Annotated in this window: 20 protein-coding genes; 7 read left to right on the forward strand and 13 right to left on the reverse strand. The window is 61.8% G+C overall.

What is annotated here, in order from left to right:
- Positions 1-5 precede the first annotated feature (5 nt).
- The 3 genes from NKI59_RS06540 to NKI59_RS06550 form a co-directional block, all read right to left on the reverse strand.
- Positions 6-941, reverse strand: a complete 936-nt coding sequence (locus NKI59_RS06540; protein ID WP_352690360.1) for a carbohydrate ABC transporter permease — start codon at positions 939-941, stop codon at positions 6-8.
- Positions 934-1,827 carry a carbohydrate ABC transporter permease gene (locus tag NKI59_RS06545; RefSeq protein ID WP_352577431.1) on the reverse strand — a complete coding sequence of 298 codons (894 nt, stop codon included), beginning with the start codon at positions 1,825-1,827 and terminating at the stop codon, positions 934-936. Before NKI59_RS06545 ends, NKI59_RS06540 begins: the two co-directional genes overlap by 8 nt.
- 107 nt (positions 1,828-1,934) lie before the next feature.
- Entirely contained in the window at positions 1,935-3,173 is a 1,239-nt protein-coding gene (locus NKI59_RS06550) for an ABC transporter substrate-binding protein (RefSeq protein WP_352456792.1), read from the reverse strand.
- 394 nt (positions 3,174-3,567) lie between these two features.
- Between NKI59_RS06550 and NKI59_RS06555 the strand changes: the two genes are divergently transcribed.
- From NKI59_RS06555 to NKI59_RS06565, 3 genes are all read left to right on the forward strand, one after another.
- Entirely contained in the window at positions 3,568-4,617 is a 1,050-nt protein-coding gene (locus NKI59_RS06555; RefSeq protein ID WP_352703092.1) for a LacI family transcriptional regulator, read from the forward strand.
- Between the two features lie 630 nt (positions 4,618-5,247).
- Positions 5,248-5,376: a hypothetical protein gene (locus tag NKI59_RS06560; RefSeq protein ID WP_352703094.1), complete on the forward strand. Its 129-nt coding sequence runs from the start codon at positions 5,248-5,250 to the stop codon at positions 5,374-5,376.
- Positions 5,377-5,560: 184 nt separating this feature from the next.
- Positions 5,561-6,343, forward strand: coding sequence for a DUF4238 domain-containing protein (locus tag NKI59_RS06565; RefSeq protein WP_502901029.1), 783 nt, complete (start codon positions 5,561-5,563; stop codon positions 6,341-6,343).
- Between the two features lie 274 nt (positions 6,344-6,617).
- Here the strand turns inward: NKI59_RS06565 and NKI59_RS06570 are convergent, their stop codons facing one another.
- From NKI59_RS06570 to NKI59_RS06615, 10 genes are all read right to left on the reverse strand, one after another.
- Positions 6,618-7,298 (reverse strand): hypothetical protein, encoded by a 681-nt coding sequence (locus NKI59_RS06570; RefSeq protein ID WP_352703098.1) that lies wholly within the window; start codon positions 7,296-7,298, stop codon positions 6,618-6,620.
- A gap of 7 nt (positions 7,299-7,305) precedes the next feature.
- On the reverse strand, positions 7,306-8,463 hold the full coding sequence (locus NKI59_RS06575) for a DUF262 domain-containing protein (protein WP_352703100.1): 1,158 nt from the start codon (positions 8,461-8,463) through the stop codon (positions 7,306-7,308).
- 85 nt (positions 8,464-8,548) lie between these two features.
- Positions 8,549-9,349 carry a hypothetical protein gene (locus NKI59_RS06580; protein WP_352703103.1) on the reverse strand — a complete coding sequence of 267 codons (801 nt, stop codon included), beginning with the start codon at positions 9,347-9,349 and terminating at the stop codon, positions 8,549-8,551.
- Positions 9,350-9,761: 412 nt separating this feature from the next.
- Entirely contained in the window at positions 9,762-9,992 is a 231-nt protein-coding gene (locus tag NKI59_RS06585) for a hypothetical protein (RefSeq protein WP_095488311.1), read from the reverse strand.
- Between the two features lie 183 nt (positions 9,993-10,175).
- Positions 10,176-11,600, reverse strand: a complete 1,425-nt coding sequence (gnd, locus tag NKI59_RS06590) for an NADP-dependent phosphogluconate dehydrogenase (RefSeq protein ID WP_352703105.1) — start codon at positions 11,598-11,600, stop codon at positions 10,176-10,178.
- A gap of 140 nt (positions 11,601-11,740) precedes the next feature.
- Positions 11,741-13,378, reverse strand: coding sequence for a copper resistance CopC/CopD family protein (locus NKI59_RS06595; protein ID WP_352703107.1), 1,638 nt, complete (start codon positions 13,376-13,378; stop codon positions 11,741-11,743).
- 52 nt (positions 13,379-13,430) lie between these two features.
- A complete protein-coding gene (locus NKI59_RS06600; protein ID WP_352474101.1) occupies positions 13,431-13,946 on the reverse strand; it encodes a YcnI family copper-binding membrane protein in 516 nt (171 codons plus the stop codon).
- Positions 13,947-13,971: 25 nt separating this feature from the next.
- Positions 13,972-14,508 (reverse strand): copper chaperone PCu(A)C, encoded by a 537-nt coding sequence (locus NKI59_RS06605; protein ID WP_352448371.1) that lies wholly within the window; start codon positions 14,506-14,508, stop codon positions 13,972-13,974.
- A gap of 101 nt (positions 14,509-14,609) precedes the next feature.
- On the reverse strand, positions 14,610-14,966 hold the full coding sequence (locus NKI59_RS06610; RefSeq protein ID WP_352448372.1) for a DUF2946 family protein: 357 nt from the start codon (positions 14,964-14,966) through the stop codon (positions 14,610-14,612).
- A gap of 119 nt (positions 14,967-15,085) precedes the next feature.
- Entirely contained in the window at positions 15,086-15,988 is a 903-nt protein-coding gene (locus tag NKI59_RS06615) for a GntR family transcriptional regulator (RefSeq protein ID WP_352448373.1), read from the reverse strand.
- A 256-nt stretch (positions 15,989-16,244) separates the two neighbouring features.
- Here NKI59_RS06615 and NKI59_RS06620 point away from each other — a divergent pair, with 256 nt between their 5' ends.
- From NKI59_RS06620 to NKI59_RS06635, 4 genes are all read left to right on the forward strand, one after another.
- Positions 16,245-17,750: a UxaA family hydrolase gene (locus NKI59_RS06620; RefSeq protein ID WP_352703111.1), complete on the forward strand. Its 1,506-nt coding sequence runs from the start codon at positions 16,245-16,247 to the stop codon at positions 17,748-17,750.
- Between the two features lie 329 nt (positions 17,751-18,079).
- On the forward strand, positions 18,080-19,075 hold the full coding sequence (locus NKI59_RS06625) for an ABC transporter substrate-binding protein (protein ID WP_023675208.1): 996 nt from the start codon (positions 18,080-18,082) through the stop codon (positions 19,073-19,075).
- A 104-nt stretch (positions 19,076-19,179) separates the two neighbouring features.
- Positions 19,180-20,733, forward strand: coding sequence for a sugar ABC transporter ATP-binding protein (locus NKI59_RS06630; RefSeq protein WP_352703113.1), 1,554 nt, complete (start codon positions 19,180-19,182; stop codon positions 20,731-20,733).
- Positions 20,730-21,695 carry an ABC transporter permease gene (locus NKI59_RS06635; RefSeq protein WP_352448376.1) on the forward strand — a complete coding sequence of 322 codons (966 nt, stop codon included), beginning with the start codon at positions 20,730-20,732 and terminating at the stop codon, positions 21,693-21,695. Before NKI59_RS06630 ends, NKI59_RS06635 begins: the two co-directional genes overlap by 4 nt.
- Positions 21,696-21,764 lie beyond the last annotated feature (69 nt).

The raw sequence follows: 21,764 nt of genomic DNA on the forward strand, positions 1-21,764 counted from the left end.
CGCCATCATCCTTTCACCGCGCCGGCGGCGATGCCGCGCACAAACAATTTTCCGGACAGGAAATAGACGATCAGCGGCACCAGGCCGGTCAGGATGGTGGCTGCCATGTTGACGTTGTATTCCTTCACGCCTTGCACCGAGTTGACGATGTTGTTGAGCTGCACCGTCATCGGATAGGTGTCGGGGCGGGTGTAGACGACGCCGAACAGGAAGTCGTTCCAGATGCCGGTCACCTGCAGGATGATGGCGACGACGAAGATCGGCAGCGACATCGGCAGCATAATACGGAAATAGATGCCCCAGAAGCCGGCGCCGTCGACACGCGCTGCCCGGAACAGCTCCTCCGGCATGGAGGTAAAGTAGTTGCGGAACAACAGTGTGAGGATCGGCATGCCGAAGATGGAATGGACGATCACCAGGCCGCTGAGGCTGCCGTAAAGGCCGACTTCGCGCAGGATGATGACGATCGGATAGATCATCACCTGATAGGGGATGAAGGCGCCGACGATCAGGATGATGAAGAAGGTGTCGGCACCTTTGAAGCGCCAGTTGGCAAGCGCATAGCCGTTCACCGAGGCGAGCGCGATCGACAGGATCACCGACGGGATGGTGATGCGCACCGAATTCCAGAAGCCACGCGACAGCCCGTCGCAGTTGAGCCCGGTGCAGGCGCTCGACCAGGCCTTGACCCAGGGCTCGAAGGTGATCTCCATCGGCGGCGAGAAGATGTTGCCGAGGCGTATCTCGGGCATGCCTTTGAGCGACGTCACCACCATCACATAGAGCGGCAAAAGATAGTAGAGCGCCACCACGATGAGCGTGCCGTAGAGGAAGATGTTGCGGCGCGAGAACATATGCCGCGGCTTCGGCCCGCTCGGCCCGTAGGCTTCGAGGCCGCCGGCGCCGGCAATGGCGGGCAATGGAACGGCTTGGTCAGACACGCTTCTTGCCTCCGAACTCGAGATAGGCCCACGGCACGATGACGATGATCACCGACAGCAGCATCATCGTCGAGGCGGCGAACCCCTGACCGAGGTTCTGGGCGAAGAACATGTAGTCATAGACATATTTGGCCGGGACTTCGGAGGCGATGCCGGGCCCGCCGCTGGTCTGGGCGACAACCAGGTCATAGATCTTGACGATACCGGCAGCGATTATGACGAGCGTGGTGATGAAGACCGGCCGCATCATCGGTATGATGATGAACAGATAGGTCTTCCAGGTCGGTATCCCGTCGACCCGCGCTGCCTTCCAGATATCCTCGTCGATGCCGCGCAGGCCGGCCAGCATCAGGCACATGATGAGCCCGGTGCCCTGCCAGAGAGCGGCGATCAATATGCCGTAGATGACGATGCTGGAATCATAGAGCGGATTGAAGCTGAAGCTCGTCCAGCCGAGGCTGCGCACCACTGCCTGGATCCCGAACTCGGGGTTGAGCAACCACTGCCAGACGAGGCCGGTGACGATGAAGGAGAGGGCGAAGGGATAGAGGAAAATGGTCCGGAACGTGTCCTCGAACCGGATCTTCTGGTCGAGCAGGGCGGCAAGCAGGAAGCCGATCACCAGCGAGAACAGCAGCGACAGCACGCCGTAGATCAGCAGGTTCTCGATCGAAACCAGCCAGCGCGGCACCGACCACAGCCGGTAGTACTGGTCGAGCCCGACGAAATTCAGCCGTGGCAGGAGCTTCGAACTGGTGAAGGAATAAAGCACCGTCCACGCGCTGCCGCCGACAAAGATCACCAGCGCGGTGAGGATCATTGGGATCGAGGCGATCTTCGCATTGAGGTTGCGAAAGAGTTGGCTCGGGCGTTCGCTCTTGCTCATCTGCACAGCCGCGCTGGATCGGGTAAGGGCGGGAGGGTCAAGAGGCCTTGACCCGAGCTCCCGACCCTGCGCTCGCAGGGGCGGGAGTGAGGTGGTTGGTCGATCGCTCAATCGGCCGAACCGACGATGGCGGCGAAGCGCTTCTGCGCATCTTCCACGGTCATGTCCTGCTTGGCGAAGAACTCGGAGAACAGATCCTCCTTCTGCTTCTGCGTATCCTGCGAAAGCAGCTGGTCGGTCCAGGGCATGACATTGCCCTTGGCGAGAATTTCGAGCCCCTTCTTCATGCAGTCGTTCGCCGCCTTGAGGTCGACGTCGCCGCGCACCGGCAGCGAACCTTTCTTGAGATTGAAGGCGACCTGCGTCTTGGGATCAAGCAGCGTGTGGGCCAGCACTTCCTGTGCCTTCGATTTTTCGGGATCCTTCAGCAGCGGGAAGTAGAAAGCGTCGCCGCCGGTGGCGATGACCTCGTTGAGACCGAGGCCCGGAAGGCAAGTATAGTCCTTGCCGGCGGTCTGGCCGGCAACCTGGAACTCGCCCTGCGCCCAGTCACCCATGATCTGGCCGCCGGCCTTGCCGGTGATGACCAGATTGGTGGCCTGGTTCCAGTCCTGCACATTGGTGTTCTTGGCCATCTTGCGGGCATCGTCCGCGGCCTTGAAGACCTTGGCGACCTCGGGCCCGGCGGCGAATTCCGCGTCCTTGTCCTTGTAGACCTTGAGGAAGGCGTCGGTGCCGCCGACCGCCGCAAGCAGCACGTCGAAAGCGCCGGAGGCTTGCCAGGGCTGGCCGCCGACCGCGAGCGGCTGGATGCCTGCCTTTTCAAGCGCGGGCGCCGCAGCGACATATTCATTCCAGTTCTTCGGCACCGGCACGCCGGCTTTTTCGAAGGCCGCGTTCGACAGCCACAGCCACTGCCAGGAGTGGATATTGACCGGCACGCAATAGATCTTGCCGTCGAGGGTACAGCCGTCGAGCAGGCTCTTCGGCTGCACGATTTCCGTCCACTTTTCCTTGGTGGCGAGATCGGTGAGGTCGCGCATCAGCCCGGCCTGCACCAATTCTTCCGCCTGCCGGCCGTGATTGAACTGGGTCGCGCCCATCGGGTCGCCGCCGGTGATGCGGCTGATCATGATCGGCCGCGCCGTGCCGCCGGAACCGGCGATGGCGCCGTCAACCCAGTGATTGCCGGTTGCGTCGAAAGCCTTGGCGAGTTCGGCGACCGCTGCCGCCTCGCCGCCGGAGGTCCACCAATGGGTGACTTCCAGATCCGTCGCGGCCGCCGGGCCGGCAAATTGCAGCGCGACCGTCGCAGCCAGCGCAGCAGTCATGAGTTGGTATCGCATTTCGTTCCTCCCAGAATCTGAAACGTTACAGATTTTCGATACGGCAATTGCTTGAGGCGCGCAACCCCTCAGGCGAAGGTGGCATCAAGTTTTTTCGAAGCGCGAATAAAATCGGACGGCTCGTCGGCCTACCGCATCGCAACAAGAGGGGTTGCACTGCAAAAATGGAATGCTGCGACGCCAAAAAATCGGAAAAGCCCGTTCCAATCACGGTTTTGCACCGACTGCAGCACCGCTCGTTCTGCATCTGTCACCAGTGATATGGCGATGGTCGTGACAATCTGTAACGTTTCAGTATATAGCGGTTTCATTCGGTGAGGGCCCGCGGCGAACCCGCGGCCGGCCGATTGCCGGCCTGTCCGGCAACTGTTATGCGCCTGACGGGGCGGGATGAATGAACAGGCATCAAAAAGAGAAGGCCGACGAAGCGTCGGGCCAGGGCCGGCCGACACTGAAGACGCTCGCCTTCATGACCGGGCTGGGCGTCACCACCGTGTCGCGCGCGCTGAAGGATGCGCCCGAGATCGGCGCCGAGACCAGGCGGCGCGTCCAGCTTGTCGCCAAGCAGATCGGTTATCGGCCCAACCGTGCCGGCGTCCGCCTGCGCACCGGCAAGACCAATGTCATCAGCCTGGTGCTCAACACCGAGCACGAAATCATGAGCTTTGTCTCGGATATCATCTACGGCGTTTCCGAAGTCATTGCCGACACACCCTACCATTTGATCGTGACACCCTACTCGCGCTCGCAGGATCCGCTCGACCCGATCCGCTACCTCGTGGAAACCGGTTCAGCCGACGGCGTCATCATTTCGCGCACGCAGCCGAACGATCCGAGGGCCCGTTATATGCTGGAGCGCGGCATTCCCTTTGCCACGCATGGCCGCACCGATATGGGGCTGATCCATCCCTACCACGATTTCGACAATTACGCTTTCGCGGCCGAGGCGGTGCGCCATCTGGCCGGCCTCGGCCGCCGAAGGCTGGCACTGCTGGCGCCGCCCGTCGAACTGACCTATCACGGCCATACACTCGCCGGCTTTGCCGATGCGCTGAGCGAGGTCGGCGCCAGCGAAATCCCGTTCAACACCGTTTCGATCGATCATTCGATCGAGCAGATCAGAATGCGGACCGCGCAGCTGATGCGCCGCGAAAACCGCCCGGATGGTTTCATCAGCAGCGCGGCCGCCGCCACGCTCGCCATCGTCGCCGGCATCGAAGACGCCGGCCTCAAGCTCGGCCGCGACGTCGATGTGGTGTCCAAACAATCGTCGGAGCTTCTCCACCTGTTTCGCAGCGAATTGCTGGTCGTCAACGAGAACTTCCGGCTGGCCGGCGCCGAGCTCGCCCGCTCCGTGCTGGGCTGGATCGGCGGCGCCGCACCTGGCTCACTGCAGAGCCTGAGCGAACCGGGCGAAGTGCAGGCCTATCGCCGCCCGGCGTGAGCGGGATATGTTCAAAGTGAACTGGCACCCGGCTCCATCTATTTGTGTTAGCCGCATTTCTGTGACGCCGAGTGATTCCACTTGGCTGCAAAATGCGCGCTGCTGACTGGCAACCTTGGGGCCGGGAGCGGACTGACTACTGTTTGCGACGCGAAACCGCCCTAAGCTATCACGCTGCGCCCGAGTGGGACTTATACGCTAAACGGCTCCTCCTCTATGCGCCGCGATGCTCCGGTTATGATGTCTCGTCCAGAAGCACGGGAAGCGCCAGATCATGTCGGGGAATGGCCACCGCGACGGGGGCAAATCCGGTTTTGCCTGCTCAAAAAGATATCAAGCTACAGCGGTAGCATCGGGCACGTCATAGTGCTGTTCGGAAAATTACCCCCCTCGCGGGAGTAATCTGGTGGTGGGACTTTTCCCCGAAGGGCGTCGACAGTGCGACATTCACCCTGCTGGCATCGGGGGTCGATCCCGAGAAATTCCAGACAGGCGCTAGAGGGTGAGGTGCATTGACACGGGTTCACGATATTAGCGTGCCCGCTCGCAGTTCCTTCCCTCCGTTAGAAGGGGCATACGACGGGGCGATATCTGGCCTTCCGGTTCAAAGAGGCGTTTCAGGCTGAGCGGATGGCGCAGGAGTTCGGCGGCGAAACCTACTGTGCGCTCGACGGCAGCAAAGAAAGCGGATCGGAGAAGTGGCGGCGGAAGTCGACGCCCAACAAGTTCGCCAAATACGGTGATGCCGCGGGCCTTTAAAACTGCCTGAGGGTCAGATACATCCGGCCATCATGTCGGATCCGCTGAAGCATCATTTCCTGCCGATCTTCTACCTCAAGCGATGGATGCGGCCTGAGGACGAGTTTAGGAAGGCCGTAACCGGGGATGTGCGGGTGAACTCCATCTATCCCGCCGCCACCGGCTTTGTTCGCCGCCTTACGAGATGAAAGGAATGTCGCCGGAAGTCGCCCAGCAATTCGAAAGCACGTTCCTTGCTCCAGTCGACAGCGGCGCTGCGCGGTCCATGCAACTCATGCTCCAGCACAAGGACGGGGAAAAGCTGACCAAGCCCTACCGGCAGGCGTGGACTCGCTTCCTGTTAAGCTTGCTTTTCCGGATGCCAGCGGACATCAAAACGCTGAAAGCCAATATCCGGGATGACTGGATAATGTCGATCCCCGATATGCAGGACAAATACACGGAAGCCCGGCGTGAATCAGATCCTCTGTCCCTGGCAGAGTTTCTGGATGGGCAGGACGATTCCGTCTACGAAGAATCGGCCATGGGAATAGCGAAAAAGATGATCGCCCATGCCAACATCTCCGGCACGATCCGAAACATGTACTGGTCAATCGTTTCGCTTGAAGGCACCGACTTCAGCCTGCTCACCTCCGATCGTCCTGTTATCATCACAGAGCAGCTAAACCTGCCCGAATCCCACATTCTGCTTCCGATAGGGCCGCACCATTTGTTTGTAGCGGTTCACAGCCGACGCCATTCGACTTTTCTGAGGAGTCGCACGAAGACCCAGCTCGCAAGGCTCGTGAATTTGACGGTGGTGGAAAGCGCTACTGAGGTGGTCTACGGCCATAACGATAAGCAGGAGCGGTTTGTTGCTCACCGCCTCGGCACAAATAGGCCACCGTCGCAGCTGGAGCGTGTCCAAATGCTCCGCAAGGAACAAATGCAACGCTTGCCAAATACTGATAGCGTACTCAGAATCTGAGGGTGAATTCGCAAGATCGTGCCAACCTCGCCCGCGTAGCCGCGTTAGGCTGCGTGGCGGTCTTCCTGGACACTGGTGAACAATGTTGCTCCCCAGCCGAGATTCATTATCCCCGTGCCAGTCAGGGGATGGGGCAACGTGCAGACCACTCCCAAGCCATTCCGCTGTGTTTTGCGCGCCACTCGGCGCAATCGTCCCTGCCCTTCGGGCATGCCATCCACAAGGGCCAGCCAAGGGTGACACGCTTTCTCGAATGTACTGCTCGCGAAGATGGTCAGGCCTTAACACGCCTCAACCGTGTTAATTCCTTGTCCAACGCCTTGTAACCGGCAATGAGGTCGCTCGTCCAATTCACCAGATCGCTCAGTGGCGGGATAGTTTGGGCCGCGACCACGTTCCTGTGAGCGGCCTCGCCCCGTAGTGCTGCAAGCGTGGAAACCCTTGATTTGAAGGTTGGGTCAAAGGCGCCGATGTCGACACCGATGAGGGCCAAAAGGTTGAACTGATAGTTATATGCCATACCGTGATTTTTCGTTATTTGGCCCAGGTACAGCTTGTGGCCTTTTTCCAAAGCAGTTTTGATCTCGGGTTGAGACGCAGTGACCACGGATGGCTTCATCCAGATTCCGCAACCGGGAACACCGATTAGTGGTGCGACCTTTTCCAGATCTTTGGTATCGCCGGTTGGTTTGAAGAAGGGGAAGATGCAGAGGTGCTTGGCTATCCGCCCGAGCTTGTTCAAAGTCGTGTAGTCCGCAAGGGCTTCATCCGCTGCTTCCTTGCATCGGTCTTCCATGTAGGCTTCGCATGCAGCATGTGTCATAACCGCGTAGATGGATGCGGCGTCGTGAATGACTGGTGGCGCGAATGTGGCTGGTGCGGCAGGTTGCGCGGGTAATTGCGCCACGAGATGCCGGAGCCGTGCTTCAAGGTCCCTGAAAAGACGGGTGACCATGGCAGGTTCAGAATTGGAAATTCTGCGACGGGTATTGGATCACACCGTTCCCGATTGTGTGTACCAGCGCGTGACGCCACTCGTTGAAGCGGATCTGTGTCGCATCCTCGGTTTTGGTTGACACCTGCAGCGACCGGACGAACGCTTCGTTGTGTTCGCACAGGCCCTTGAAGGCATCCCGAACGGCATCGGCAGATTGAATGGCAGCGGCCGCGGTCTGTGGGTCCGAGAAATAGTAATTCATGATGTCCATGACCGCCCGGTTCTTAGCCATAAGGAATCGCCCCTCCTGCCAGACCTTATAAGCGTCGTAGCCAAAGATCTTGACGGTGGCTTCAACGCCAATCTCAAAGCGGTGCCACGTTTCGTCCAGGATCGGCTCCATGCCTTTCCAGTCCTTGGTGCAGTAGGAAGTCACATCGTCTAGAAACTGCTTCATGTTGCCGACATAAGACCCGCCGAAGAGCTGAAACCCGATATAGCGCGTGGCAACCTCCATATCGCGCATCCGGAAATCGGGCACTTTCGTAAAGATCATCTGCATGCCTGCTGAGGCCGTCGTCATGTCGTCGAGCCAGTTCACGAATGGTCCCGGGAACAGAGCGCGTCGCAACTCCTGAGGCGACAGCGTCACGCTGTTCTGATTCAGGCGCAGGAAGAGCAGATACAGGAGTTCGTTCGACCAGTTCTTGATGACCGTGGTTCGAACAGTGTGAGACTGAAACGCATCCAGAGCGCCTTCCAGTGCCGGCTTCTGCTGCATCTCGTCATACGTCAGATTTTCAAGGTCTGACCGATATTCGCAGCCTTTGAGCCGCAGCGGGTCCTTCGTATCCAGACAGAACCGGGCCAGCGAGTTCAGGCGCTGCTTGCCGTCAATAACCGCAAAACGGCCCGGTTGCGTTTCCGCAAGGACGATCTGTGGGACTGGCAGCCGGAGGAACAGGCTCTCAATGAACTTGGACATCTTGTCGGTCGTCCAAGCGATTCGGCGCTGATAGTTGGGCTGAAGGTCGATTTTCTTCCGCTTCAGCAGGTCTACCAGAACGCCAATAGTCCAATCGGTGGGTGCAACCACCATTTCCTGGAAGTCTTTAGGCTTGATATTGAGGTCGTCTTCGCTGACCTCGCCTACGCTGCTGAACAGATCGTTGTTGTCGTCCATATGTCCCTCCGCATAGGCCGTAGCCTAGCGATATAATTGCCGGAGTCATCGGCCTGTAGCACGTTTTGGTACGCTCGAGCCTCAGTTATCGAATGGAAGGCACCGCCAGATAACTTACAACAACCTGTGCGATGCCAACGAGAATGAGAACGCCGGACAATACGGCAAGGATAGCCTGCAACCGGGCGTTCTGTTTGAACCGTCTCTCCTCCAGCTCGTAAGCAATCAACCCCGAGATGCCGCTGGGCGACAGTCGATAGTTGCCGGCCTCCTGGGTCAGCTCCTTTGATTCCACAAGCGACGCGAGGGTAAGCCCGTAATAGTTCGCGGTGGCTTCGCGCTCCGGGTGCCGGAAGCTGCGAAGGGAATACAGCTTCCAAATCAGGTCTGTCCGATCGGATGTGAAGCCGCTCTTCGCGATCGTGTTCGAGACGAAGTAGCGGAGGACATCAATACGACCCTGCCGCACAAGCGGTTTTCGATTGAACCGTGCCTGTGCCCATCGGTCTTTAAGGTGATAGATCCAATGGGACAGGGCCCACTGACCGACCACGAAGCGCCAGGCCTCCGTCGTAGTGATGCGATGGCCTTTGAAATAATGTTCGGCCTTGAAGCCGAAATCCTGCAAACCAGCCCTTGGGATACTACAGGCGTAGGCCACGCCGGTGGGCTCGTTGTAGTAGTGCGCCGACGCAGCAAGCGGACCTAGTGGGCCAACCATGATTTGCCTGTTCATGTCGGCGGGGTCGTAGAACCACATGTGAACGCAGTCGTTGCCGCTCGCGGAAGAGCCGGTGATAAAAAGCCGCTCCGGCACGGGCTTTCTGGCTGCGATGTTTAATGCCGCGACATAGAAGCGGTTGCGAATCCAAGTCCCGATGCACATCTCGCGGTCCCCTCACCTCAATATAGGGGCTAGCGGGCGGCGCTGTTAGAGTTGGACCGGCTCTCGTCCCCAGAAAAGCAAATGCAGCCCGCAGGCTGCGCCGATAAACGACGGTTTGCGATCTGACCAAGACGACCCGGCCGACATCCAGGTCCCACTCTGTGCACCGATGCAAATTTGTTGAGGCGACGCGATGTAGTAGGACTGGTTCGACTTGCGTGGATCCAGCCTCAGTGTGAAAGTCCCATTTCACACTCAGTCAATTCGAAGAAATTGTGACGTCTGCTTTTGGGACCTGCACAATAATTCGCAATGACCGACATGCGGCGCAGTCCGACGTCCAGATGGCGAACCGCCGGACCGGTCCGAGAACTCCCAACGGCGCGCTTGAGATCACCCGCGCGCGGCTCTACTAGTCCGAAAACCTCACGCTCACGCCGCGCTGCCGAAAATAGGCCTGCATCAACTTGCGCCCCGAGCGGTTGTTCTGCGCCAACTTGGTCGGATCGAACACCGCCTGTTTTATCCCTTCTCGTGTCAGCGCCGCTTTAAGCGTCGCGATATGTGCGTCGATGTCGGCATTGTCCGCCCGCAGCGAGGCATAGATACTTTCGGTCGCCTGGGCCACGGTCGGTTCGCTCACAGGTGTCGTCCTTTGGTTGGTTGAGCGGCGGCTTACCACAGATTTGCGGCTCCGCCGATACCGATGAGACCCGTCAATCGTGTCTACCGGCACAGCAGGTTCCTGGCGCGACCCGACCCCCAGTTGGTCGCTGGAGATGTCTGCCGCAACCGCAAAATTGGACTCTAGGTCCAAGTCGCGGCGCTAACCCGCCGCGCCACTTCCCCACGGGCCATGGAACGCACCCTGCCCATCGATGCGCTCGAAGCCGTGCGCGCCGAAGAAATCGCGCTGCGCCTGGAGCAGGTTCGACGTGCCGCGGCCCTGCCGATAGCTGTCGAAATAGGCAAGCGCCGATGACAGCGCCGGCACCGGCGAGCCGGCTTCGGCCGCCCTTGCGACGACACGGCGAAGCGACGGATGTGCCTCCTGCATCAATGAAACGAAAGCCGGCGCCATCAAGAGGTTGGTCGCCGCGCCGCCGGCGCCGAAGGCTTCCGCCATCGTATCCAGCAATTGCGAGCGGATGATGCAGCCGGCTCGCCAGATCTTGGCGATGACCGGCATCGGCAGGTTCCAGTTGAATTCCTTCGACGCGCCGCTCATCACCGCGAACCCTTGTGCGTAGGCGGCGATCTTGCCAGCAAACAGAGCCAGCTCGAGATCGGCGAGCAGGGCGTCCCTGTCTCCGGAAATCTTGCTCACGCCGCCGGCATAGACCTTTTCGGCGGCAAGCCGCTCGTCCTTGATCGACGACAGTACGCGTGCCGCCACAGCCGCCTCGATCGCGGTGGCCGGGATGCCGAGCTGCTGCGCCTCGATCACCGACCATTTGCCGGTGCCTTTCTGGCCGGCGCGGTCGAGGATGATGTCGACCACCGGTTTGCCGGTCTTGGGATCGTCGGCGGCCAGCACCTTGGCGGTGATCTCGATCAGGTACGAATTGAGCCTGCCCGTGTTCCACTGGGAAAACACCTCAGCGATCTCTTTCGGCCCCATGCCGAGCCCGTCGCGCAAGATGCCGTAGATCTCGGCGATCATCTGCATGTCGGCATATTCGATGCCGTTGTGGATGGTCTTGACGAAATGGCCGGCGCCGTCGGTGCCAAGCCACGCCGCGCAAGGCTCGCCCTTGAACTTGGCCGAGATCGCGGTCAGCACCTTTTCGACGCGCTTCCAGGACTCTTCGGTGCCGCCGACCATGATAGAGGGACCGTGGCGTGCGCCCTCCTCGCCGCCGGACACGCCCATGCCGATGAAGGTCAGGCCCGAATCGGTAAGTTCGGAGAAGCGCCGCATCGTATCGCGGAAATTGGCATTGCCGGCGTCGATGACGATATCGTTGGCCGACAGCACACCGCGCAATGCCGCGATCTGCTCGTCGACCGGCTTGCCGGCCAGCACCATGATGATGATCGGCCGCGGCGGCCGGATCGCGGCGGCCAGTTCTTCGAGGCTGTAGCAGGGCACCACCCTATCCCGAAGCGCGCCGGCATTTTCGACAAAGGCATCGGTGCGCGCCGCGGTGCGATTGAAGACGGCGATGCGGTGCCCCTTCTCGGCGATATTGAGCGCCAGGTTGGAGCCCATCGTGCCAAGGCCGATCAGGCCTATTTCGGCTTTTTCCATCGTTTCTTCCCTGCTTTCGGATCTTGTTGGTTTGAGCCCGCGATTGGGTTGGACGCCCATTCTTGATGGCGATGATTGACGGGGGTTCGCGGCCGCGTCAACCGCCTCGCCGAATTGTCTTGCGTGGACCAGCGCTCTCGTCACGGCCTGATGTCGATCGGCGCCTCTATCTTCACCATCTCGAAATCCGAGACCAGGATATCGAGCCGCGCCGTCCACCGGCCGGCGACCGGAATGACGAGATCGTCGACGCGCCAGGTGCCGTCGCCAAGCCTCGTCGCCGGGCGTTTGATGGGCTCGATGCCGGAATCGGGCTTTGACAGGACCAGCGTTACCTGCTTGGCGTCGAGCGGGCCGAAATCGCCGGTCATGATGAAGATCGAAGCGGCAACAGGTCCGGTGTGCCCGGGCGCAATGCTGAGATCGGCCATCGCTTGCAGCGTGTGGATATGCACCGACGCCGGCTGTGCCGCGGCGATCGCCAGCGCGCGCGGCGGCGGCGTGAAGCGCCAGCCGGCGGCAACGCCGAAGATCGCCAGCACGATCAGCACCTCGATAAAGATCGAGCGGGCCAGCCGCCGCTGGACTTCCGTTTCGCCCGCCTCAGCCGGGGCCGTAAGCTTGAAGCGATTGACGGCGGCGAGCGTGAACAGAAAGACGAGCAGCACCAGCTTGAGCAGCAGCAGCCGGCCATAAGCGGTATGGACCAGCGCCGACGGCGTTTGCACCTGGATGACGGCGAGCACGATGCCGGCTGCCGCAAGCACCGCCACGACGAACAGGATCGCTCGTGAAAACCGGCGCAGCAACGGCCCGGCTTTGTCCGGCTGCCGTTTCAAGGCAAGACCGAGCGGCGCCAGCGCCCCGGACCAAATCGCGATACCAGTGGCGTGCAGAAACACCATCGGCCGGGTCAGCCATTGCGGCTCGGCGGCACTGGCATGCCCGCTGGCGGCAAGTGCTGCGCCAACGCCAACCAGTCCGGCCAAGGCCAGCGGCTTTGCGTCGGCGGGCGGCATGACCAGCGATAATAGGCTCAGGCCGAGCGCCATCAGCGCGATCAGCACCGTCCAGCCGAAGCTGGTGCCAAGCCCGGTCTGCCAGATGACCGGCTGCGCCAGCCGGGCAAGCGGGGCGCCGAGTGCATCCAGCCCCTGGAAACCGAGCGACAAAAGTGCGGCGGCCAGCCCGCACAGGATCGCGGCGACGATCATGTTCTGGCCGGATCGGCCGCCTTGCGCCAGCCAGCCTAGCGCAAAGGCACCGCCGACACCGAAAAACAGGCCGATGTATAGAAAAACCTTGCCGATCCAGATCGCCGTTCGAAGCGCCCGGTCGACAGCTTCGGAGGCGGCCGGCGCAGCACTCGGCGCACCGACCGAGAACAGCACCGAGCCGCCGACCGGATGGCCGTCGGCGGAGATTACCCGCCAGCTCAGCACATGCGTGCCCGACGTCAGCGCCTGCGGATTGTCGATCTCGACGGTCTGGCCACTGAGCCGGAAAGAGCTCAGCGGGATCGACGTCCCGTCGGCCCGCACCATTGTCAGCACCAGCGGCGAAACCGGCTCGCTGAAGGTCAGCGACATCTGCGACGGGCTCTGCGCCAGCACCGCACCGTCAGCCGGCTCGGCCTTGATCAGCGCCGCGTGGGCGAAGGCTGGATCAGGCATGGCAATTACGGCGAGCAGCACGACGACGGCCAGCAGCCCAGCCAGAAGCCGGCCAGAATAGTTGCCGGCCATGCAAGCTTGCCGCAGGAAGGATGCCGCGCTCATCTCACCGCCAAGAGCAGCGGCGCGCTCATCCGCCAAAGCGCGCCGCTGGAGCTCACTTCGGCAGCAGCTTGAGGCCGGGCGCCGGAAATTCCAGCGCGTCCTCAGCCTGCCCGGCCGCCGGAATCTCGATCCAGCGATCGGCAACGCCGTCACATTCCTGCACCACCGGGAAATGCAGCGTCTGGCCTGCCGGCAGGTCGGACGCCAGCGTCGCGCGAAAGACGAATTCGTCGTAGAATTCGTCCGGCAGGCTGCCGGCGCTCCAGTCGATCTCCTTGACGCCGCTGGTCACTGCCTGGCCGTAGAGCTGGTAGGACTTCTCGTATTTGCCGTTCTTGACCTGCAGCGTCCAACCCGGCTTCGGCATCGGTTTGACCGAAAGCACCCCTTCCGGGATCTGCACGCGCACGGCGGTCGTTGCCTTGCCCTCGCAGCCATGCGGCACCCGAAGAACCGCCTTGTAGGTCGAGCCGACTGCGGTCTCCGGCGTTTCGAGCGTGATGTGGGCAAAGGCCGCGCTGGTCCCGAGGACAAGAAGCACGCAGCCGGACAAAAGAGATTTCTTCATGATGGTACCTCTCGAAGCGGCCAAGTCAGTCGTCGTCCTGGGGCGCCGCGCTGCCGATGCCTTGCACGGCGAATTCAATCTGCACGGGCCCGGCTTTTTCGAAGGTCAGCGTGGCGGAGAACGTTTCGCCCTCCTTGGGCTGCCGCTTCAAATCCATGAACATCAAATGATAGCCGTTAGGCGCCAGCGCGACCTTGCCGCCAGCCGGGATTTCGAGGCCGCCGGTGACCGGCCGCATCGTCATGACGCCATTGCTGACGCCCATCTCGTGCAGTTCGGCCTTGGCCGAAATGTCGGAGGTGATCGACAGCAGGCGATCCGCCGCACTGCCTGTGTTGGTGATGGTGAAGTAGCCGCCGGCCACCTTGGCGCCGGCTGGCGTGGCCCGCGACCACGGGTGCCCGATCTCGAGATCGCCAAGCTTGAACTCGTGTGCCAACACCGTCTGGGCGCTGGCGAACAGGAGGGCAAGAACGCAAAGGGCGACGCCGAGACGCTGCTCGAAACGACCCAGTGCGAAGCGCCTGCGGCTGGATGCGGCAGCGCGAAAAGAGTGAGACATGATTGCTCCGTGGACTTTAAGGGGGATCGCGCCGATGGCCGGCCGCGAACGATGTCGATAAACGCGCCGGCAAAGCGTTGCGCGGCGCGAACCAGAACGGATCAGGCCGTCGCCGGTGGTGCACGCGGATTGGACGGAGTGCGGGCGCGGGCGAAATCGCGATGCCGGAAGGCCGGCAGGAAAAAGGCGATGGTTTCGATGGAAAGGCTGCGAGCCAGGCTCCCGGCTGCATCCAGCGACGCGTAGACCGCCGAAACGAGATTGCAGCCAAGCATGCAGCAAGCCGGCATGTGCTGCTGATGCGGATCGCCGGCGGGGAGTTGCGCCGCACCGTCATGGGTGCAGATCGTGTTGCCGAAAGCATCGAATTGCGAGGCGTTGGGTGCGACGCCGGAAGCAAACGCGCCGAATATCGACTGGAGCATGAAAAGCCACGCCGCGGCGAACGCGACCGGCATGCTCCATCGTCTCCGGCGTATGGTCAAGAACCAGCCTCTTCACGCAGCAACGTCAGCTCTCTAGCACGGAGCCGGCGGCCGGAAAATCGCCAAAACGCTGCTGCGGCAACGCAACACAATCACGCGCGTTGCGGCTGCCTGCCCTCGGGAATGGACGTCAGCAGCGTGTGGCGGGCCGATTTCAGGTGCTTGCGGCAGGCGGCGTCGACCTTGGCGAGATCGCGCGATTTGAGCGCGGCGATATAGGCGAGATGCTCCTGGACCGCGACTTCGTTGCGCTCGCGCTCCTGCGCCTTGTTCCACTGGTAGTGGTAGTGGAAGATCATGGCGATGACGTCGTAGAAATCGACGATGAAGCGGTTGTGCGACGCCCGATGGATCAGCCGGTGAAAGCGCTCGTCAAGCTCGGAGAATTCGTTGAAGCGCACGGCGATCTCGCGCTCCAGCCGGTGATGCTCGTCTTCCAGGCGGTCGAGGTCGGCCCACACCGGGCTGTCCTCGGGCAGAGCGGCAAAGGCTGCGGCCGAGCGCAGTTCGAACATCTCGCGGATTTCGGTCAACTCCAGCGCGAAGGCGCGGGTAAAGCCTTTCAGCACCCAGTGGCTGTTGCGGCGCTTCTCGATCAGCCCGAAGCGCGAGAAGCGGATCAGGAATTCGCGCACGCTGGTGGTGCCGACGCCGATCTCACGCGCCAGTTCGAGCTCGTTGATCTGCATGCCGGCTTCGGCACCGCTGGCAAGCAGCCGCCGCATGAAGGAGCGCTCGATGATCTCGGCCAGCGTGTCGGTTTCTTCCTCGGGGAAGAAATCGTCCGGTCGCGGTTCGCGCAGGACCGTCTTGCTGCGCTTGTTCCAATCGATCAGCCCGGTTTCTTCCATGCGCGCAAGGATAGTGCGGACCGTCGTGCGGCTGACGCCGAGCAGCGTACCCAGCTCCGGCTCCGAAGGCAGGCTCCTGGTTTCGTCGAGCAGCCTCAGACCGCGATTATAGGCGTCCTTGTAAACGTTGTTGCTCTTCGACATCCCCTGCCCCGTGGCGCATCTGCGTTTGCGGCCAGTGTGAAGCGTTTCTCGCGCATGAAACCGGTACCTCTTCGGAAAACATCATGCGCAACGCTAGTTTTGGTTGTAGAGCCTACTTCTCGCATCCAAAAGACGCGCCGCGCTCTGGCGAAAAAACAATTGACGCAAAAATGTTTTTTCACGATAAAAGACATTATATGTTAAGAGCCGCGTGTCAATCCGCTCGCGCACCCAGGAACACACCCAGGAAGCTCCCGTGAACGCCGCAAACAGCATTCTTCTGTCTCCCGCCGACAATGTCGCGGTCGCCAATGGCCGCATCGAGATCGGCACCGTGCTGCCGGGCGGCGCCGTCGCCGCCGCAGTGATCGAGCCGGGCCACAAAGTGGCGATCAAGCCGATTGCGGCCGGCGAGGCCGTGGTCAAATACGCCCAGGCGATCGGCCGCGCCACGCAAAACATCGCGCCCGGCGAGCATGTCCATTCGCACAATCTGGTCTTCGAAAGCGGGCGTTTGCCGGTGGTGCCGCCGAGCGAGGCTGTGCATGCGACCGAGGCCGATCGCGCCCGCACCTTCATGGGCTACCGCCGCGCCGATGGCCGCGCCGGCACGCGCAATTTCATCGGCATTCTCGCCAGCGTCAATTGCTCGGCCACCGTCTGCCATGCCATCGCCGACGCGGCGAACCGCACGCTTTTGCCGCAATATCCCGGCATCGACGGCTTCGTCCCGATCGTCCACGGCCAGGGCTGCGGCATGAGCGCCACCGGCGACGGCATGATGGTGCTGCATCGCACGCTGGCCGGCTATGCCCGTCACCCGAATTTCGGCGGCGTGCTGATGGTCGGGCTCGGCTGCGAGGTCAACCAGCTCACCCTCTACGGCCAGAAGGGCGTTGCCGCGGGAAAACGTCATTTCAACATCCAGGAAGCCGGCGGCTCGCGCAAATCGGTCGAGAAGGCGTTGGTCGTGCTGGCCGAGATCGCCGAAGAGGTCGGCAAGCTTCAGCGTGAGCCGATCCCGGTCAGCGAGATAGTCGTCGGCCTGCAATGCGGCGGCTCCGACGGCATGTCCGGCATCACTGCCAATCCGGCGCTGGGTGCCGCGGTTGACATCCTGGCCGGCGTCGGCGGTGTCGGCATCCTCTCCGAGACGACGGAGATCTACGGCGCCGAGCACCTGCTCGCTTATCGCGCCGCAACCCCCGAGATCGCCGCCAAGCTCGACGGTTATGTGAAATGGTGGGAAGACCACGTCGCCAAGCATGGCGCATCGATCGACAACAATCCCTCACCGGGTAACAAGCGCGGCGGCCTGACCACCATCCTGGAAAAGTCGCTCGGCGCGGTCGCCAAGGGCGGCCAGACGCCGCTCAACGGCGTCTTCGGCTATGCCGAAAAGGTCACCGGGCACGGGCTGGTGTTCATGGACACGCCCGGCTACGACCCGGTCTCGGCCACCGGCCAGGTGGCGGGCGGCGCCAACGTCATCGTCTTCACCACAGGCCGCGGCTCCTGCTTCGGCTGCCGGCCGACGCCGTCGATCAAGGTCGCCAGCAACTCGACCATGTATCACACGATGGAAGAGGACATGGACGTGAATTGCGGCGTCATCGCCTCGGGCGAAAAGACCATCGCCGGCATGGGCCGCGAGATCTTCGAACTGATCGTCGAGACGGCTTCGGGCCGCAAGACCAAGAGCGAAGAGTTCGGCTACGGCGACAACGAGTTCGTGCCTTGGCATCTCGGAGCGACGCTCTAAGCCGGACATGCGCAATAGTCGCGAACCCCGGACGTGATCGCCAGGCGTCACAGTTTCAACGCTCCCGAAAAAGAATGAACATTCCATATTGACTGGATGATGGAATTAATATTCCATGCGGCATATTGGAGGAGATTGGCAGCGGAGTTCCGAGGGAGCAAGCTTTCCCGCCCAGCCATTCGAGCGGCCATTAAACATCGCTTGCGCCGACCGAGGTGATGCACTATCAAAATGCGGTAAATGTTTTTTATTGATAAAGTTCCGTTTGGGCCGCGCCATCCGAATGGAGCTTCCGTAACATTCACCGGGCGACTTAGGGAGGACTCCTAATGAAATTCGTGACCAGCATTCTCAATCGCCGCGCCTTCGTGGCACTCGCAGCCGCCTCGATGCTTGCCGGCGTGATGCACTCGGCCCCGGCATCCGCGGCCGACGCGACCATTCCGATCATCGTTAAGGACACCACGTCCTTCTACTGGCAGATCGTTCTGGCCGGCGCCCGCAAGGCCGGCAAGGATCTCGGCGTCAACGTGCCGGAGCTCGGCGCCCAGGCCGAGACCGACGTCAACGGCCAGATCTCGATCCTCGAAAATGCCGTCGCCGGTAACCCGGCCGCCGTCGTCATCGCGCCGACCGAAGCCAAGGCGCTCGGCAAGCCGATCGACGAGGCCGCCACCAAGGTCAAGATCATCGGCATCGACTCCGGTGCCGACTCCAAGGCCTTCACCTCGTTCCTGACCACCGACAACATCCAGGGCGGCCGCGTTGCCGCTGACGGCCTTGCCGCAGCCATCGGCGAAGCCAATGGCGGCAAGGTCGAGGGCGACGTCGCCCTGATCACCGCTCTTCCGGGCGCCGGCTCGCTCGAACAGCGCGCCCAGGGTTTTAAGGAACAGCTCGCTGCCAAATATCCGGGCCTCAAGCTGGTCGCCGACAAATACGCCGACGGCCAGGCCACCACCGGCCTCAACATCGCCACCGACCTGATCACCGCCAACCCCAACCTCAAGGGCATCTTCGCCTCCAACCTGATCATGGCGCAGGGCGTCGGTCAGGCGATCGCCGAGAACAGTCTTGCCGGCAAGGTCGGGCTGGTCGGTTTCGACAGCGACGAGAAGCTGATCAAATTCCTCAACGACGGCGTCATTTCGGCTCTCGTCGTTCAGGATCCGTACCGGATGGGCTATGACGGCATCAAAACGGCGCTCGCCGCCTCGAAGGGCGAGAAGGTCGAGGCCAATGTCGATACCGGCGCCAATTTGGTTACCAAGGCCAACATGAAGGATCCGAAGATCGACGCGCTGCTCAACCCGAAGCTCGACTGAGCATAGCCGCAAGTGAACTGTTTCCGGGGCCTTTTCGCCCCGGAAACATCCCACTCGTGCCAATCGCGAGGCCAATCTTTGGGGGCCAATCTGGGAGGATTGTCATGATGTCGACGGCGCAGGAACTCCATCCGGCCCCAACGCTTGAACCGGGCAGGACCATCCTCGAACTCCGCGGGCTGGAAAAGCGCTATCCCGGCACCCACGCGCTGAAGCCGGTCGACCTCGCCTTCAAGGCCGGCGAGATCCACGCCATCGTCGGCGAGAACGGCGCCGGCAAATCCACCCTGATCAAGCTTCTGACCGGCGTCATGCCGCGCACCTCCGGCGACGTCATCTGGGAGGGCAAGCCTGCCGCATTGGCAACGCCGCATGAGGCGATGGCGCTCGGCATCAATGCCGTGCATCAGGAAGTCGTCCTGTGCCGCCATCTCACCGTCGCCGCCAACATGTTCCTCGGCGAGGAGGATTCCCGCTTCGGCATCCTGCAGCAGCGGGCGATGGTCAGGCAGGCGCAGAAGATCATCGACGATCTCGGCTTCGACCTGCCGGCGCATGTCATGCTGGGTGACCTGACCATCGGCCAGCAGCAGCTGATCGCCGCCGCCCGCGCCACGGTGCGCGGCACCAAATTCCTGATCTTCGACGAGCCGACCGCCTATCTTACCCGCAAGGAGGCCGACCAGCTGTTCACGCTGATCCGCCGGCTGAAGGGCGAAGGCGTCACCATCATCTACATCAGCCATCGCATGGAAGAAGTGTTCGAGCTCGCCGACCGCGTCTCGGTGCTGCGCGACGGCACGCTGGTCGGCACCAGGAACATTGCCGAGACCAATGACGCCGAGCTGGTCAAGATGATGATCAACCGCTCGATCGAGCAGGTCTACCACAAGGAGCATTTCACCCCCGGCGCGACCATCGTCGAAACCAGGAACCTGTCCGGCAAGGGTTTCGAAAATGTCTCGATGTCCGTCCGCGCCGGCGAGATCGTCGGCCTCTATGGCCTGATTGGCGCCGGGCGCAGCGAGTTCGTCACCACGCTCTATGGCCGCCACCGCAAATCGGCCGGCCATATCCTCTGGGAGGGCAAGGAGGTCAAGGTCAATTCCGAACATGACGCGATCAGGCTCGGCATGGCGCTGGCCCCGGAAAGCCGCCGCGACCAGGGCCTCTGCCTCAACCTGCCGGTCGGACTCAACCTTAATCTGCCGATCTACAAGCGCATCTCGAGCAATCTGCTGATCTCGCGCGCGCAGGAAAAGGCGCAAGCCGATCGCCAGATCGCCGACCTGCGCATCAAGACGCCGACGCGCGGCGCCCTGGCCTCCAGCCTGTCCGGCGGCAACCAGCAGAAGATCGTCATCGGCAAATGGCTCGCCCATGGCGCCAAGCTATTCATCTTCGACGAGCCGACTGTCGGCGTCGACGTCGGCACCAAGGCCGAGATCTACCGCCTGTTCGGCGCGCTGTTGTCCAAGGGAGCCGGCATCATCCTGATCTCGTCCTACCTGCCCGAGGTCTATGAACTCGCGGACACGCTGCACGTGTTCCGGCGCGGCAAGCTGGTGGCCACGCACGGCTTTCGTACCGCTGACCACGAGGAGATCCTCACCCAGGCGCTGGCCGAGAAACAAGAAAAACCGGGAGGACGGATATGAGCACCGAGGCGATCGCTGCCGAAAGGCCGAAACGCAACTACAACGCCCTGTTCGGGCTGACACTGCTGGCGCTGCTGGTTCTTTTATGGATCATCCTGTCGGTGGCGACGCCGAGCTTCGCCTCCGCCAACAACATCTCCAACCTGTTGCGGCAAGGGTCGATGATCGCCATCCTGGCGGTCGGCCAGACCTTCGTCATCATCACCGGCGGAATCGACCTTTCCGTCGGCGCCGTGGTCGGCTTCGCCACCGTCATCGTCGCGATGCTGATCAACGCCGGCACACCGGTTTTCCTCGCCATCCTGATCACCTTGCTGGTCGGCGTCGCCATCGGCATGTTCCATGGGTTCGGCATCGTCAAGATGGGCCTGCCGCCCTTCATCATCACCCTGGCAACGCTGACCTCGCTGCGCGGCATCGGTCTGTTGATGACCAATGGCAACTCGATCTCGATCAACAACGACGCCTTCCAGACGTTCTCGCGCAGTTCCTTCGCCGGCGTCCCCAATCTGTTCTGGATGGTGATCCTGGTCGGCATCCCAGCCTACATCTTCCTACACCACAGCCGCTGGGGTCGCTATCTGTTCTCGGTCGGCTCCAACGCCGAGGCGTCGCGCCTGTCAGGCGTCAACGTCCAGCGCACCATCTACATGGCCTACACGCTGTCGGGCCTGTGTGCGGCCTTCGTCGGCGTGCTGCTTGCCTCGCGTATCGGCATCGGCAATCCGACGCAGGCCGAGGGCTGGGAATTGCAGGCGATCGCCTCCTCGGTGATCGGCGGCACCTCGCTGTTCGGCGCTGTCGGCTCAGTGCACGGGCCGCTGCTCGGCGCCTTCATCCTTGCCACCATCAACAACGGCGCCAATCTGCTCAACGTCAACGCCTTCTGGCAGCGCATTATCACCGGCGTGCTGATCATCGTCATCGTCTATTTCGACGGGCTGCGCCGCCGCGGCAAATAGACTGCCTCCCAACAACCGCCGGCCTCGCGACAGCAGGGCCGGCGGTGCCATGAACCGACTGGATTGAAG

Source organism: Mesorhizobium sp. M0598 (assembly GCF_040320865.1).
Lineage (GTDB): Bacteria > Pseudomonadota > Alphaproteobacteria > Rhizobiales > Rhizobiaceae > Mesorhizobium.

Bases quoted from the DNA above. Each gene is read 5' to 3' on its own strand.
- NKI59_RS06545 (WP_352577431.1), bottom strand. From the start codon at position 1,827: ATGAGCAAGAGCGAACGCCCGAGCCAACTCTTTCGCAACCTCAATGCG.
- NKI59_RS06550 (WP_352456792.1), bottom strand. From the start codon at position 3,173: ATGCGATACCAACTCATGACTGCTGCGCTGGCTGCGACGGTCGCGCTG.
- NKI59_RS06555 (WP_352703092.1), top strand. From the start codon at position 3,568: ATGAACAGGCATCAAAAAGAGAAGGCCGACGAAGCGTCGGGCCAGGGC.
- NKI59_RS06560 (WP_352703094.1), top strand. From the start codon at position 5,248: ATGGCGCAGGAGTTCGGCGGCGAAACCTACTGTGCGCTCGACGGCAGC.
- NKI59_RS06565 (WP_502901029.1), top strand. From the start codon at position 5,561: ATGAAAGGAATGTCGCCGGAAGTCGCCCAGCAATTCGAAAGCACGTTC.
- NKI59_RS06570 (WP_352703098.1), bottom strand. From the start codon at position 7,298: ATGGTCACCCGTCTTTTCAGGGACCTTGAAGCACGGCTCCGGCATCTC.
- NKI59_RS06575 (WP_352703100.1), bottom strand. From the start codon at position 8,463: ATGGACGACAACAACGATCTGTTCAGCAGCGTAGGCGAGGTCAGCGAA.
- NKI59_RS06580 (WP_352703103.1), bottom strand. From the start codon at position 9,349: ATGTGCATCGGGACTTGGATTCGCAACCGCTTCTATGTCGCGGCATTA.
- gnd (WP_352703105.1), bottom strand. From the start codon at position 11,600: ATGGAAAAAGCCGAAATAGGCCTGATCGGCCTTGGCACGATGGGCTCC.
- NKI59_RS06595 (WP_352703107.1), bottom strand. From the start codon at position 13,378: ATGAGCGCGGCATCCTTCCTGCGGCAAGCTTGCATGGCCGGCAACTAT.
- NKI59_RS06600 (WP_352474101.1), bottom strand. From the start codon at position 13,946: ATGAAGAAATCTCTTTTGTCCGGCTGCGTGCTTCTTGTCCTCGGGACC.
- NKI59_RS06605 (WP_352448371.1), bottom strand. From the start codon at position 14,508: ATGTCTCACTCTTTTCGCGCTGCCGCATCCAGCCGCAGGCGCTTCGCA.
- NKI59_RS06610 (WP_352448372.1), bottom strand. From the start codon at position 14,966: ATGCCGGTCGCGTTCGCCGCGGCGTGGCTTTTCATGCTCCAGTCGATA.
- NKI59_RS06615 (WP_352448373.1), bottom strand. From the start codon at position 15,988: ATGTCGAAGAGCAACAACGTTTACAAGGACGCCTATAATCGCGGTCTG.
- NKI59_RS06625 (WP_023675208.1), top strand. From the start codon at position 18,080: ATGAAATTCGTGACCAGCATTCTCAATCGCCGCGCCTTCGTGGCACTC.
- NKI59_RS06630 (WP_352703113.1), top strand. From the start codon at position 19,180: ATGATGTCGACGGCGCAGGAACTCCATCCGGCCCCAACGCTTGAACCG.
- NKI59_RS06635 (WP_352448376.1), top strand. From the start codon at position 20,730: ATGAGCACCGAGGCGATCGCTGCCGAAAGGCCGAAACGCAACTACAAC.